This is a genomic window from Stenotrophomonas sp. LGBM10 (assembly GCF_046736075.1).
GTDB lineage: Bacteria > Pseudomonadota > Gammaproteobacteria > Xanthomonadales > Xanthomonadaceae > Stenotrophomonas.
Window position 1 is genome coordinate 2,394,931 of record NZ_CP177163.1, and the last position, 14,211, is coordinate 2,409,141.

Genomic DNA, 14,211 nt, shown 5'->3' on the forward strand with positions numbered 1-14,211 from the left:
GCAGGTGGCGCAGCCGGGCAGAGCCCGGCTCTACGGGGCGGTCATACGTCGCCGCCGTCCGCCCAACCTTCGCCCGTGCCCCTCTGGAACACGGCGTCGCCCTCCTGCACGTCGCCGGCCGGCAGGTGGTCCTGCGTTTCCAGCGCCGCATAGATCGGCGTGAAGTCCGGCGACGTGGCGTCCATCAACTGCTCGTAGCTGTCGATGACGAAGTAGGTCTTCTGGAAGGTATCGATGCGGTAGCGGGTGCGCATGATCCGCTCCAGGTCGAAACCGATGCGGTTGGGCGCGTCCGATTCCAGCGAGTACAGCGATTCGCCCTTGGACGAGACGATGCCGGCGCCGTAGATGCGCAGCCCTTCGGGCGTGTTGATCAGGCCGAATTCCACCGTGTACCAGTACAGGCGGGTAAGGTGCTGCAGCGCTTCCGGGCCGATCGCGTGCGCCTTGACGCCGCCGCGGCCGTAGGCGGCCATGTAGTCGGCGAACACCGGGTTCATCAGCAGCGGCACGTGGCCGAACAGGTCGTGGAACATGTCCGGTTCCGCGATGTAGTCGATCTGGTCCGGGCGGCGGATCCACCAGGTGACCGGGAAGCGGCGGTTGGCCAGGTGGTCGAAAAAGTCCAGCTCGGGCAGCAGGCCCTCGACGCCGACCAGCGTCCAGCCGGTGGCCGCACCCAGCACCTCGTTGAGCTGGTCGAAGCGCGGAATCATGTGCGCGCTCATGCCCATTTCATCCTGCGCCTGCAGGAACTCCCTGCTGGCGCGGCCTTCCAGCAGCTCGCGCTGGCGCTGGTACAGCGTGCTCCACGTGGCGTGGTCGTCGGCGGTGTAGCTGTCCCAGGGCTGCTCCACGATCGCGGTGGTATACACCGGCACGTAACCCTTGTCGGTCTGCTGGTGTTCGACGCGGCGCGGGGTGGTGGCGGTTTCCATCGTGGTGGTCTCCTGGGAAGTCATCTGTCGATGCTAGGGCAGGGCGCGCGCAAGAGGATTGCAAAGTTGCACGGATATGGCGGATTGGCGCAATATCGTTGCGTCCATTCAATGTTGCGGAGCAGCAATGTCCGGAGATGCCCAGTTCGACCGCACGGATCTGCGTCTCCTGGCGGAGATCCAGCAGCATGGCCGCGCCACCAACGCCGAACTGGCCGCGCGCGTGAACCTGTCCCCGTCGGCCTGCCTGCGCCGCGTGCAGCGCCTGGAAAGCGAGGGGGTGATCGCCGGGTACGGCGCACGCCTGGAACCGCGGCGGATCGGCCTGGGCCTGCAGGCGTTCGTGCGCGTGCAGCTGGAAAAGCACGACCAGCACGCCATCGGCGTGTTCGCCGACAGCGTGGTGGAGTGGGACGAAGTGGTGGCCTGCCACGCGCTCACCGGCGACATGGACTACCTGCTGCACATCTACGTGCGCGACCTGGAGCATTTCTCCAGCTTCCTGCTCGACAAGCTGCTCAACGCGGCCGGCGTGGCCGACGTGAATTCGAGCTTCGTGCTGCGCACAGTGAAGGATTTCCGCGCGCTGCCGCTGTCACAGCTGGAATAAGGGCGAGCCCTTGTTCCAGCGGGTAGAGCCGACCGTTGGTCGGCTGCATTTGGTTGGAATATCCGGGGCGCCCGACAGGTAGAGCCGACCGTTGGTCGGCTGCATTTGATTGGAATATTTGGCGTCCCGGCCAAGAGCAGCCGACCAACGGTCGGCTCTACCAGGGGGCTAGGGGCATCCCGGCCAAGAGCAGCCGACCAACGGTCGGCTCTACCAGGGGGGCTGGGGGCGTCCCGGCCAGGAGCAGCCGACCAACGGTCGGCTCTACCGGGGATGCTGGGGCGTTCCGGCCAAGCGCAGCCGGCGCCTCAGCCTTCGCACTTTTCCTTGCGGCCCATCAGCTTGCCCACGCGCGAAGGCTCATCGCACTTCGGCTTGGGCGGCGGGGCCAGGGCTGCGGCGCGGGCGCGCTGCAGCTGCTGCACCTTGGCGCGGATCTGCGGCATCGCCGCCATCGCGGCCTTCTCGCCTTCGAGGATCGCGTTGTTGCGCTGGCTGAAATCGGCCGCGCCGATATCCAGCACCTTCGGGCGGATGATGATGTCCGCACGCGCCAGTTCCTGCTCGCCCAGGCGCTGGCCCATGATCGAGATGGACTGGTTGACGATGCCAAGCATGCCGGTCGGCGACTTGCCGCTGGCCTTGCTGGAGATGTCCACGGCGATGACGATGTCGGCGCCGAGCTGGCGTGCCGCGTCCACCGGCACCGGGCTGACCACGCCACCATCGACGAAGCTGTTCTTGCCGATCTTCACCGGTTCGAACACCCCGGGGATGCTGCTGGACGCACGCACGGCCTGGCCGACGTTGCCGCGGACGAACACCGCGCGCTCGCCGGTGTCCAGGTTGGTGGCCACGGCCGCGAAGGGCTTCTTCAGCTTCTCGGCGGGGCGGTTGTCGACCTGCGCATTGACGTAGTCCTGCAGCTTCTGGCCCTGCACCAGCCCGCCGGAGAACAGACGCACGTCGCGGATGCTGGCTTCATCCAGCGCCACCGCCTTGGACTGCATCTGGAAGGCATCCATGCCGCTGGCATACAACGCGCCCACCACGCTGCCGGCGCTGGTGCCCGATACCACCACCGGCTCGAATCCATTGGCTTCGAGCATCTTGATCACGCCGATATGGGCAAAGCCCTTGGCCGCGCCACCGCCGAGGGCGACGCCGATCTTCACCGGCTTGGCCTGCACAACCGGCGTGGCGGCCGGCGGCGGGGTCGGGCGGACGGGATCGCCGCCGCAGCCGGCCAGCAGGCCGAGCAGGGCAACGGACAGCACGAGGCGGGTCTGGCGGAAGGCGGTCATGGCATCGGCGAAAAGTGAATGGGCGATAGCATACCGGGTCGTGCCGGCCTCAGAACCGGTTGTCGCCATCGAGGATGCGGCCGATCCCGCCCAGCACCGAGCCTTCGCCCCGGCTCTGGCCACCGGCCTGCGGCGCGGCCATCCACATCCGCCCGGCCAGGCGCGAGAACGGCAGCGACTGCAGCCACACTTTGCCCGGGCCGGTGAGGGTGGCCAGGAACACGCCTTCGCCGCCGAACACCATGCTCTTGATCCCGGCCACGCGGCGCACGTCCATGTCCACGCTGGCGTGGTAGGCCACCACACAGCCGGTGTCCACGTCCAGGCGCTCGCCGGCGGCCAGCTCGCGCTCCACCACGCAACCGCCGGCATGGATGAAGACCCAGCCGTCGCCTTCGAGCTTCTGCATGATGAAGCCCTCGCCGCCGAACAGGCCGGTCATGATCCTGCGCTGGAACTGCACGCCGATCTGCACGCCGCGTGCGCCGGCCAGGAAGCTGTCCTTCTGGCACACCAGGTGGCCGCCATGCTGGTCCAGCTTCATCGGCAGCACGGTGCCGGGATAGGGCGCGGCGAAAGCGACCTTGGCCTTGCCGTGGCCGGTGTGGGTGTAGAGGGTGGCGAACAGGCTTTCGCCGGTCAGCACGCGCTTGCCGGCCGACATCAGCTTGTCCATGAAGCCGCCGCCCTGGCCGCTGTGCGAGCCGTCGCCGAACACGGTGTCCATCTGCACCGAGGCATCCTTGAACATCAGTGCGCCGGCCTCGGCGATGGCACTTTCGCCCGGGTCCAGTTCGATCTCCACGAACTGCATTTCATGGCCGACGATGCGGAACTCGATGTCGTCGGCACGCTGGCTGCGGCCGGCCGAACCCGGCAGCGGCGGCGGCGCGCCGACCGGGGCGGCGGTGCTGGCCAGCAGCTCGGGCACCTCGCCGATCGCCATCCAGCCGCTCATGCCTTCGCACCAGACCAGCGCGCGCGGGTTGCTGCGGGCGTACTGCCGGGCGGCTTCGTCATCGAGCGGGCCAACACGGTCGGGCTGGGCGGTGCTGTGGAAGTACCACTGGGTCATGACGCTGTACCTGGAAGGAGGGTAGTGCCGGCCGCTGGCCGGGGCGGCACCATCCTGCCAAATCCGGGCGATCGACGGCCAGCGCCCTTCACACCCCCGTGGCCGGATCTTGGTAATGAATGACCGGAATTTGCGACGCTGTTGCTGTACTGCAACAATTGTCTGGTAGCGCCGGTCCACCACCCCTCCCAACACAGCCTAAAACGCCATGTTCCCGAACCGCACTGCCCACGGCCGGTTTCCGTCCGTGCACCCGCTCGTCATCGCCCTCGCCGCCCTGCTGCCATTGACGGCCGCAGCCCAGGACGCCCCCGCCGCCAAGGATCCGGTCGCCCTCGATACCCTGCAGGTGACGGCGCAGCGCCGTGTGGAAAACGCCAAGGACGTGCCGGTCTCGATCTCGGCCATCCAGGGCGAAAAGCTGGACGTGCTCGGTTCGGCCGGCGACGACATCCGCTTCCTGTCGGCACGCGTGCCCAGCCTGAACATCGAATCGTCCTACGGGCGTGCCTTCCCGCGCTTCTACATCCGCGGCCTGGGCAATACCGACTTCGATCTCAACGCCTCGCAGCCGGTCTCGCTGGTGTACGACGACGTGGTGCAGGAAAGCCCGCTGCTGAAGGGCTTCCCGCTGTTCGATCTGGCCGGTGTGGAAGTGCTGCGCGGTCCGCAGGGCACGCTGTTCGGCCGCAATACCCCGGCCGGCGTGGTGAAGTTCGATTCGGCGCGTCCCTCGCAGGATGCCGACGGTTACATCAAGGTCGCCTACGGCAGCTACAACACCTGGAACACGCAGGGCGCCTATGGCGGCCCGCTGACCGACCGCTGGTCGGCGCGTGTGTCGGCGCTGTACCAGCGCCGCGACGACTGGGTGACCAACACCCGCCAGAACGCGCCGGCGCAGGGTTTCGAAGGCTATGACGAAGCCGCCGCACGCGTGCAGTTCCTGTACGAAGGCGATGATGTGGAAGCGCTGTTCAACCTGCACAAGCGCAAGCTCAACGGCACCGCACGCCTGTTCCGCGCCAACATCATCAAGCCGGGCACCAACCAGCTGGTCGAGAACTTCGACCGCGATGAAGTGTCCACCGACGGCGAGAACTTCTCGGACCTGGAAACCTGGGGCGGCAGCGCGCGCCTGCAGTGGAACCTGGGCCGGGTGACGCTGCATTCGATCACCGGTTACGAGACCGCCGAGTCGCTCAACCACGGCGATATCGACGGTGGCTACGGCGCGGCCTTCCTGGGCGCGGGCAACTACGGCCCGGGCTTCATTCCGTTCCCGTCCGAGTCGGCCGACGGCCTGCCGCACCACCGCCAGTGGACGCAGGAATTCCGCGTGGAATCCAATGAGTGGGGCCGCTTCGACTGGCAGGCCGGCGTGTTCTACTTCGATGAAGACGTCACCATCGACAGCTTCAACTACGACTCGCTGACCCCGGGCAACCCGCAGACCGGCCACGCCGTGCAGTCCCAGCGCAACAAGGCCTGGGCCGCGTTCGCTTCCGGTGATTTCGACGTGACCGAGCGCTTCAAGCTGCGCGGTGGTGTGCGCTACACGCAGGACAAGAAGGACTTCAGCGCCAGCGTGCTGCAGGCCGTGCCGGGTGGCACGCCGGTCAGCGGCCCGTACATCGCCAAGAGCGATGTCGACGACGTCAGCTGGGACCTGAGCGGCGTGTACCAGATCACCGACAACCTCAACGCTTACGCACGCGTGGCCAAGGGCTTCCGCGCCCCGTCGATCCAGGGCCGCCTGGCCTTCGGCGGCGTGTCGCAGGCCGATTCGGAGAAGGTGATCTCCTACGAGGCCGGCATCAAGGCCGACCTGTTCGATCGTCGCGCGCGCCTGGGCTTCAACGTGTTCCGCTACAACGTGGACGGCCAGCAGTTGATCGCGGTGGGCGGCAGCAACAACACCGCCACCCTGCTCAACGCCGACAAGACCATCGGCCAGGGCGCCGAGCTGGACTTCGAGGCCTACCTGACCGACCACGTGCTGCTCACCCTGGGCAGCAGCTACAACGACACCGAGATCAAGGACAAGGACCTGGCGGTGGCGATCTGTGGCGGTGGCTGCACCATCACCGACCCGACCACGGTCATCAATGGCGGCACCTACGCGCTGGTCAACGGCAATCCGCTGCCGCAGGCACCGAAGTGGATCCACAACCTGACCCTGCGTGCGGGCTTCCCGATCAACGATGCCAGCGAGCTGTACGTGTACACCGACTGGGCCTACCGCAGCGAAGTGAACTTCTTCCTGTACGAGTCCCCGGAGTTCCGCAGCCGTTCGTCGCTGGAAGGTGGCCTGCGCCTGGGCTACAACTGGGATTACGGCCAGTACGACGTCGCCGTGTACGGTCGCAACCTGACTGACCAGGTGCGTGTGGTGGGTGCGATCGACTTCAACAACCTGACCGGCTTCCTCAACGAGCCGCGCACGTTCGGCGTCGAGTTCACCGCGAAGTTCTGATGGCGGGGCGGGTGCCGACCACGCGTCGGCCCCCGCTTCGGTAGAGCCGACCGCTGGTCGGCTGTCGCGCATCGCGCGGTTCTGCGGTGCCGGAACGGAGAGCAGCCGGGCAGAGCCCGGCTCTACGGCCGGTGCACGACGGGGCCGGTGCGTGCGTTTGGGTAGAGCCGACCGCTGGTCGGCTGTCGCGCATCGCGCGGTTCTGCGGTGCCGGAACGGAGAGCAGCCGGGCAGAGCCCGGCTCTACGGCCGGTGCACGACGGGGCGGGTGCGTGCGTTTGTGTAGAGCCGACCGTTGGTCGGCTGTCGCGCATCGCGCGGTTCTGCGGTGCCGGAACGGAGAGCAGCCGGGCAGAGCCCGGCTCTACGGCCGGTGCGTGCGTTTGGGTAGAGCCGACCGCTGGTCGGCTGTCGCGCGCAATGTCTCCTACAGCGCGCTTGCCGGCCGCACCTTCAACACCGCTTCCTCGGCCGCGCAGTCGCGGCTGGAATGCAGGCCCGCCTTGCGCGCGGCGACGATCTCCTTTCGTGCGGCCATCAGGTCCTTGTTGAACGCGGCGTTGTCGTGCAGGCGGGCCACGGCGGCCGCGCCCATGAAGCGGCCTTCGAGGATGTCGCTCTGCCAGTGCACGTTGCACACCAGCCGGCTTTCGCCGTAGTTGCGGCCGCGTGCCTGGATCGCGTCGGCGCGGTCCGGCGCGATTTCCGACAGGATCAGTGCCCAGGCCCAGCCGATCGAGGTGTGGCCCGACGGGTAGGAGCCGTTGCCGCGCAGGTCCTGCTCGTCTTCCGGGCTGCAGGTGGGTTCGTTGTTGACCATGAAGGGGCGCGCGCGCTGGTAGTGCTTCTTCGCGGTGCGGGTGGCCGCGCTGGCATCGATGCGGCTGCGTTCGAGCAGGCGGTACAGCGCCGGCGTCTTCACCGCATCCACATCCACGTCGATGGCACAGGAGAACTGGTTGGCGCCGGCCGGGAAGCCCAGTTCGGCATCGCGGTGGGCCTGCTCGAAGCGCGGGCTGCCGCGCAGCGCACGCGCCTCGCGGCTGACCTGCTCATCCAACGCGAAACCGGCCGAGCCGGCGGTGGGCGGCGCGGGTACCAACGCCAGGCTGGCCGGCACTGCGTCGGCGGGCAGATAGCCCACCGCCTTGGTCGTCACCGAGGCCTCCACGGGCGTGGCCGGGGGCGCGGCCGTCGTCGCGCAGCCGGCCAGCGCCGCGAGCAGGGCGGCGCCAAGCAGCGGGCGCAGGGCGAGGGGAGGCGTGAAGGACGACGACATCGGCAGGTCTCGGTAACGGGCAGGCCCGCATGATCGCAGCTTGCCTGCCCGCTGGCAGCGCCGGCCGTCATGCGGCCAAACCCGGCACAAACCGGCGTGATCGACCGGGGATTCGCCTCAAAAGATAGGAAACATCTACTGGCGCACGGAATTCGATGCGCTTACGGCATAGCTTCCGCCAAAGGCACGGTCATCTGTCATGCGAATGTCGATCATTGCATCCGATAGTGAGCCGCTGCCGGAAACCAGGGGGATCACCTGACGTGGGAGACAACGGATGCGAAGCAACGCAGGAAGGATGGGCGTCGGCCTGGCCGTGGGCCTGATGCTGGCGTGCAGCGGTGCGCAGGCAGCGGATGTGGTGGGGGTGGCGTTCGTGCATGGCACGGGCGCGCAGACCGATGCGCGTGCCGACTACTGGCAGCCCGGCATCATCGACACGGTACGGCTGGGGCTGCCCAACAGTGCCAACTACACCGTCATCAATTGCGACTTCACCCAGTACATGTGGAAGCCCGAGGCCGCCGGTTGCCTGGCCGGGCAGTTGACCACCTTCATCAACGGCAAGGGCATCACCAGGCTGGTGGTGATCACCCATTCCAACGGCGGCAACGTGGTGCGCTGGATCCTGTCCAACCCCACGTACGACAGCCGCTATCCGAAGATCATCCAGACGGTCAGCAAGGTCACCGCGCTGGCACCGTCCTCGGCCGGCACGCCGCTGGCCGATGCGGTGCTCAACGGCAACACCTTCGAAACCTCGGTGGGCTGGCTGCTGGGCTACACCAACGACGCGGTGCGCCAGCAGCAGGTGGGCCACATGGCCACCTACAACGCGCAGAACCTGTACGGCACGGCCGGGCGCCCGGCGCTGCCCAAGCCGTTCCGTGCCGTGGTGGGTTCGGACGTGGAGTCTGCGGTGTGGGACAGCAACAGCTACTGCGGGGGCTATGCGCAGAACGTCGGGCTGGAATTCACCCAGAACTGGTTGAACAGCTGCTCGGACGGCTTCCTGGAGTGCAGCAGCCAGAAGGCCGCCGGCACCACCTGGTTCACCGACAAGCAGCGCACCAACGGCGCCGAGCCGTTGAGCCACAACCAGAGCCGCCGCGAGTGCTTCGGCCTGGGCACCATCCTGCGCAACGACCTGGCCCTGTGAGGAGCACACCATGACTTCAAGACTGACGATCGTGGTGGCCGTGGCCGCCGCTGTGCTGGCCGCGCCGCTGCAGGCCGCGCAACCCCTGCTGCCGGCGCGCAGCACCGACCAGGTGGCGCCGCGCGTGGAACGCGCCGCGATGCCGGCCGAGGCGGCGGAACGCGCGCCGCTGAGCTTCGCCTGGGCATTGGACCCGAGCCAGGCGTTGGCACCGCCGGCACCCCAGGCCGCGCTCAGCCGCAGCTACTGGGAAACCGTGGACGCCGCTGCGTTGCAGCGTGGCGTGGCGCTGCCGTTGACGGCACCGGATGCGGTGATCCAGGTCAGCCCGGTGCAGGGCGCGCGGGCGCTGCGGCCCGAGCAGTGGGAGGTGCGCGACCCGGCCGGCGCGCTGGCGGTGAACCGTGTGGTGGACGCCGAACAGCTGCGCGCCACCGGCATGGCCGCCGGCACCGGCACGGCGATGGTGCGTACCGGTGGCAGTGCCGCAGTGGGCACGTACCGCCTGCAGAGCGCGCAGGCGCAGGGGCGCTACGTGGTGCAGGTGCTGGAACCCAACAGCCCGGTTGCGCTGCGCCTGCAGGCCGACCGCCAGCAGGTGCTCGCCGGTGGCCGCGTGGTGGTGAGCGCACGCCTGCAGGACGACGGCGGCAGCGCCGCGCTGGCAGCGGGGCGCTCTACCGCGCGGGCGCTGCCGGCCGCCGGCGAGGCGCTGCTGGTGGCGCCCGATGGACGCAGCTGGCCGGTACCGCTGGTGGCCGGCAGGGATGGCCTGCAGGCGCAGGTGACCCTTCCGCAGGAGGTGGGCACGGTGCAGGGCCTGTGGGAGCTGCAGGCCTTCGTGAGCGCCAAGGGCGTGCAGCGCGATGCCAAGGTCGCCTTCGCGGTGGCGCAGCCGACCGCGCGTTTCAGCGGGCAGGCCGAGGCGGATGCAACCGGCCGCGTCGTCCGCCTGCCGTTGCAGATCGGCGCACCCGGGCGGTACGAGGCACGCGGCACGCTGTATGCCACCGGCCCGGACGGGCAACTGCGGCCGGTGGCGCAGGCGCACAGCGCGGCTTGGTTCGACGTGCCGGGCAGTGCCGAGCTGCGCCTGCCGTTCGCCAGCGTGGCGCTGCCGCGTGGCTATGCGGCGCCGTTCGAGCTGCGTGATCTGCAGTTGCAGGACCAGAGCCGCATGGCCCCGATCGAATCGCGGGCGCGGGCACTGGCCTTCTGAGGGAGGCGGGGGGCGGGGCAGGGTCCCGCCCCCTTCGCACACGCAACGGCGGGCGTCGCGCTCAGCCGGCGAACGCGCTCAGGCGTCCATCCTGCTCCATCACCTGGATCGGGCCGCCGAAAACCTCCGACAGCGGCGCGTCACGCAGCAGCGCCGCGCGGCTGCCGTCGGCGACGATCCTGCCGGCGCGCAGCAGCACCACCCGCTCGATCTCCGGAATGACCTCGTCGATATGGTGGGTGACCAGCACCAGGGTGATGCCCTGCGCGGCCAGCGCACGCATGGTGGCGATCAGGTGCTGGCGCGCCACCAGGTCCAGGCCGGTGGATGGCTCGTCCAGCAGCAGCGCCTGCGGGCGGTTGACCAGCGCACGCGCGATCAGCACCCGCCGCGTCTCGCCGGCCGACAGCTCGGCATAGCGGCGCTGCAGCAGCGGCAGGGCGGCGGTCATGGCCAGGGTTTCACGCACCCGTGCGCGCATGTCCTCGGTGATTTCACGGAAGGCCGGCACCACGAAGCTGGCGAAGAACCCCGACAGCACGGCCTCTTCGACCGTCAGCCCGGGCATGTCGGCCAGGTTGCTGCTGAGGTCGCCGGTGACGATGCCCAGCTGCGAGCGCAGCCGGTCCACCTGCCAGCGGTTCTGCCCCAGCACGCGCACGGCCACCGTGCCGTCGCCGTGGGCCAGCGGATACAGCTCGCGGGTGATGAGCTTGATGAAGGAGGACTTGCCGCAGCCGTTGGGGCCGAGCAGCGCGGTGTGCTGGCCCTGGGCGATGCGCAGGCTGAGATCGTGCAGTACCCGCACCTGGCCCCGGATCACGCAGGCGCGGTCCAGTTCGATCAGCGGGGCGGTGGATGACGGGGAGGGGGAAGAGGCGGCAACTGTCATGAATGCGGGGGCATGCTCACGAAGGAGGGATTGAACTGAATGACGCGCTAAAAATCGCACCGGATGGATGAAGTTTGCAACGTCAGGCCCCATCATGTCCGAAGGTGTACCCGTTTCCTTGTTGGCCACTGCGGCCCGGAGTCCTGCGATGTTCGATACGCTCCTCAACTTCCTGACCGGCGGTGTCGTCGGCCTCGGCTGGTGGGGCATGGCGCTGGTGCTGCTGGTGTTCACCCAGCTGACCATCTTCGCCGTCACCTTGTACCTGCATCGCAGCCAGGCACACCGCGGCGTGGATTTCCATCCGGTCATCGCCCACTTCTTCCGCTTCTGGACCTGGCTGACCACCTCGATGATCACCAAGGAGTGGGTGGCGATCCATCGCAAGCACCACGCCAAGGTGGAAACCGACGAAGACCCGCACAGCCCGGTGACCAAGGGCATCGGCAAGGTGTTCTGGCGCGGCGTGGAGCTGTACCGCGAAGCCCGCGGCATGCGCGCGGACATCGAGCAGTACGGCCGCGGTGCGCCCGACGACTGGATCGAGCGCCACCTGTACACCCCGCACGCCAACCTCGGCCCGGTCGCGCTGCTGGCGATCAACAGCGTGCTGTTCGGCCTGCCCGGCGTGGCCCTGTGGGCCATCCAGATGGCCTGGATTCCGTTCTGGGCCGCCGGCGTGGTCAACGGCCTGGGCCACTGGTGGGGCTACCGCAACTTTGAATCGGCCGACACCTCCACCAACCTGACCCCGTGGGCGTTCTGGATCGGCGGCGAAGAGCTGCACAACAACCACCACGCCTTCCCCAGCTCGGCCCGCTTCTCGATGCGCCGCTGGGAGTTCGATATCGGCTGGGCCGCGATCCGCGGCCTGCAGGCGCTGCGCCTGGCCAAGGTGCTGCGCGTGGCGCCGAGCATGGACGTGCGCCCGAACATTGCCGTGCCGGATGCGGAAACCCTCAAGGCACTGCTGTCGCACCGCTTCCAGGCGATGACCGATTACCAGCGCAACGTGTTCGTGCCGGCGCTGCGCGAAGAGGCCGCGATGGCCGGCGCCAAGCTGCGCAAGCTGCTGCCGCGCCGCATGCGCCGTGGCCTGGTCAATGATGGCCGCTGGCTCAAGCCCGACTGCCGTGCCCAGCTCAGCACCTGGGTCGAACAGCGCCCCCGCATCCGCGTGCTGGTCGAGCACCGCGCACGTCTGGCGGCCCTGCTCGAGGCCCGCGGCAACGATGCCGCCGAGCGCCTGAAGCTGCTGCAGGCCTGGTGCCACGAGGCCGAGGCCAGTGGCATCGCCGCGCTGCAGAACTACGCCGCGCGCCTGAAGGGCTACGCGCTGACGGCGCACTGAGCCGTGCCCCTGCTGCACGCGCTGCACGAAGAACGCCGCCCTGCGCGGCGTTTTTCGTGGCTGGTCCTGCTGCTGGCCAGCGCCGCTGCCCAGGCCCAGGTGACCGATACCGGCAGCTACCTGCAGCGCATGGACAGCGATGGCGACGGCAAGGTCAGCGTGGAGGAATACGTGCAGTGGATGCTGTACGCGTTCGACCGCATGGACCGCAACGGCGATGGCGTGCTGACCCGCGACGAGCTGCCGGGCGGCAAGGGCAGCCCGATCACCCGTGAACAGCAACGCCAGACCCTGACCCAGCGCTTCCACACGCAGGATGCCAACGGCGATGGGTACCTGAGCGCCAAGGAACTGGCCGCGCCGCCGCGCTGAGCCGGTCCGCCCGGAGCCGGCGGGGGCTCGCTAGAATCTCCCCATGCCCGAGCTTCCCGAAGTTGAAACCACCCGTCGCGGCCTGGCGCCGCACCTGGAAGGCCGCCGCGTGCATGGCGTGATCCTGCGCCGGGCGGATCTGCGCTGGCCGATCCCGGCGGAAATCGCCGCGCTGCTGCCCGGCCAGGCCATCGACGGCGTGCGCCGCCGCGCCAAGTACCTGCTGCTGGATACCGCCATCGGCAGCGCGCTGCTGCACCTGGGCATGTCCGGCAGCCTGCGCGTGCTGCCGGGCGACACCCCCGTGCGTGCCCACGACCACGTGGACATCAGCCTGGACAACGGCCGCCTGCTGCGCTTCAACGACCCGCGCCGGTTCGGCAGCCTGCTCTGGCAGCCGGCCGGGGAAACCCACGAACTGCTGGCCGGGCTGGGTCCGGAGCCGCTGGACGACGCCTTCGACGGCGACTACCTGTTCCAGCGCAGCCGTGGCCGCAGCGCCTCGGTGAAGACCTTCCTGATGGACCAGGGCATCGTGGTGGGCGTGGGCAACATCTACGCCGCCGAGAGCCTGTTCATGGCCGGCATCAACCCGCTGCGCGAAGCCGGGCGCATCTCCCGCGAACGCTACCAGCGGCTGGCCACGGCGGTGAAGCAGATCCTGGGCCACGCCATCACCCGTGGCGGCACTACCCTGCGCGATTTCATCAACCCCGACGGGGCGCCGGGCTATTTCGAGCAGGAGCTGCTGGTCTACGGCCGCGACGGCCAGCCCTGCCGCCAGTGCGGGCGCCCCCTGCGCCACGCCACCATCGGCCAGCGTGCCAGCGTCTGGTGCGGGCACTGCCAGCGCTGAGGTGGCCGTCGCCGGATCGTCTCGCGGCCGTCTCCCACGGGGCGTTATAGTCCGGCCAACGTCACCGGCGGGGGTGTGCGATGAACGAAAGCGCGGATATCACCGTATGGCTGGATTCGGCCCGCGCGGGCGACCGCGCCGCGCTGGACCGGGTGCTGACCCTGCTCTACCAGGAGCTGCACAGCATGGCGCGGCGGCAGCTGGCGGGGCAGCAGAACCGCACGCTGGACGCCACCTCGCTGGTGCATGAGTCCTACCTCAAGCTGCTGGGCGCGCGCGGTGCGGCCCGCTTCGAGGACCGCGCCCACTTCTTCGCCTATGCCGCCTCGGCGATGCGCAGCGTGGTGGTGGATTACGCCCGCAACCGGCTCGCGCGCAAGCGCGGCGGCGACCTCAAACGCGTGGCCGAGATCCCGGAGAACAGCAGCAGCGGTGTGCGCCTGGACGAGGACCTGCTGGCGCTGGACGTAGCGCTGGCGCGGCTGCAGGCGGTGGATGGGCATCTGGCGCGGGTGGTGGAACTGCGCTACTTCGCCGGCCTGTCCGAACAGGAGATCGCCGAACTCTGCCAGCGTTCGGAGCGCAGCATCCGGCGCGACTGGCAGAAGGCACGGATGTTCCTGCTGGCCTCGGTCCGCGAGGACTAGCGCAGCGGCATCCAGGCCCCGCGTGGCGGCGCG

The 14,211-nt window shown here is 68.9% G+C and carries 13 protein-coding genes; 8 read left to right on the plus strand and 5 right to left on the minus strand.

Translation table 11 applies throughout. The features are described 5' to 3' along the window. Positions 1–41: 41 nt before the first annotated feature. Entirely contained in the window at positions 42–938 is an 897-nt protein-coding gene (gene phhA, locus ACLB90_RS10115) for a phenylalanine 4-monooxygenase (RefSeq protein WP_411852735.1), read from the minus strand. 127 nt (positions 939–1,065) lie between these two features. Here phhA and ACLB90_RS10120 point away from each other — a divergent pair, with 127 nt between their 5' ends. Then, complete coding sequence (locus tag ACLB90_RS10120) at positions 1,066–1,548, plus strand: Lrp/AsnC family transcriptional regulator (RefSeq protein WP_017355505.1); 483 nt, start codon at positions 1,066–1,068, stop codon at positions 1,546–1,548. Positions 1,549–1,856: 308 nt separating this feature from the next. Here ACLB90_RS10120 and ACLB90_RS10125 read toward each other — a convergent pair whose 3' ends face one another. Both ACLB90_RS10125 and ACLB90_RS10130 read right to left on the minus strand, forming a co-directional pair. Then, on the minus strand, positions 1,857–2,852 hold the full coding sequence (locus tag ACLB90_RS10125; protein WP_411849380.1) for a patatin-like phospholipase family protein: 996 nt from the start codon (positions 2,850–2,852) through the stop codon (positions 1,857–1,859). Positions 2,853–2,901: 49 nt separating this feature from the next. Continuing rightward, positions 2,902–3,927: a TIGR00266 family protein gene (locus ACLB90_RS10130; RefSeq protein WP_411849381.1), complete on the minus strand. Its 1,026-nt coding sequence runs from the start codon at positions 3,925–3,927 to the stop codon at positions 2,902–2,904. 208 nt (positions 3,928–4,135) lie between these two features. Between ACLB90_RS10130 and ACLB90_RS10135 the strand changes: the two genes are divergently transcribed. Then, entirely contained in the window at positions 4,136–6,403 is a 2,268-nt protein-coding gene (locus ACLB90_RS10135; RefSeq protein WP_411849382.1) for a TonB-dependent receptor, read from the plus strand. A gap of 427 nt (positions 6,404–6,830) precedes the next feature. Here the strand turns inward: ACLB90_RS10135 and ACLB90_RS10140 are convergent, their stop codons facing one another. Beyond that, positions 6,831–7,682 carry an acid phosphatase gene (locus ACLB90_RS10140; RefSeq protein ID WP_411849383.1) on the minus strand — a complete coding sequence of 284 codons (852 nt, stop codon included), beginning with the start codon at positions 7,680–7,682 and terminating at the stop codon, positions 6,831–6,833. A gap of 277 nt (positions 7,683–7,959) precedes the next feature. Here ACLB90_RS10140 and ACLB90_RS10145 point away from each other — a divergent pair, with 277 nt between their 5' ends. Then, complete coding sequence (locus ACLB90_RS10145) at positions 7,960–8,841, plus strand: hypothetical protein (protein ID WP_411849384.1); 882 nt, start codon at positions 7,960–7,962, stop codon at positions 8,839–8,841. 10 nt (positions 8,842–8,851) lie between these two features. Beyond that, on the plus strand, positions 8,852–10,060 hold the full coding sequence (locus tag ACLB90_RS10150; RefSeq protein WP_411849385.1) for a DUF4785 domain-containing protein: 1,209 nt from the start codon (positions 8,852–8,854) through the stop codon (positions 10,058–10,060). A 61-nt stretch (positions 10,061–10,121) separates the two neighbouring features. On the opposite strand, the gene ACLB90_RS10155 is transcribed toward ACLB90_RS10150, so the two are convergent. Next, positions 10,122–10,952 carry an ABC transporter ATP-binding protein gene (locus ACLB90_RS10155; protein ID WP_411849386.1) on the minus strand — a complete coding sequence of 277 codons (831 nt, stop codon included), beginning with the start codon at positions 10,950–10,952 and terminating at the stop codon, positions 10,122–10,124. A gap of 148 nt (positions 10,953–11,100) precedes the next feature. Here ACLB90_RS10155 and ACLB90_RS10160 point away from each other — a divergent pair, with 148 nt between their 5' ends. The 4 genes from ACLB90_RS10160 (at position 11,101) to ACLB90_RS10175 (ending at position 14,178) form a co-directional block, all read left to right on the plus strand. Further along, positions 11,101–12,303: an acyl-CoA desaturase gene (locus tag ACLB90_RS10160; protein ID WP_411849387.1), complete on the plus strand. Its 1,203-nt coding sequence runs from the start codon at positions 11,101–11,103 to the stop codon at positions 12,301–12,303. A 60-nt stretch (positions 12,304–12,363) separates the two neighbouring features. Further along, positions 12,364–12,675 (plus strand): EF-hand domain-containing protein, encoded by a 312-nt coding sequence (locus ACLB90_RS10165; RefSeq protein ID WP_411852736.1) that lies wholly within the window; start codon positions 12,364–12,366, stop codon positions 12,673–12,675. 43 nt (positions 12,676–12,718) lie between these two features. Then, positions 12,719–13,531: a bifunctional DNA-formamidopyrimidine glycosylase/DNA-(apurinic or apyrimidinic site) lyase gene (gene mutM, locus ACLB90_RS10170; RefSeq protein ID WP_411849388.1), complete on the plus strand. Its 813-nt coding sequence runs from the start codon at positions 12,719–12,721 to the stop codon at positions 13,529–13,531. Positions 13,532–13,611: 80 nt separating this feature from the next. After that, on the plus strand, positions 13,612–14,178 hold the full coding sequence (locus ACLB90_RS10175) for an ECF-type sigma factor (protein ID WP_017357607.1): 567 nt from the start codon (positions 13,612–13,614) through the stop codon (positions 14,176–14,178). The last annotated feature ends 33 nt before the right edge of the window (positions 14,179–14,211 follow it).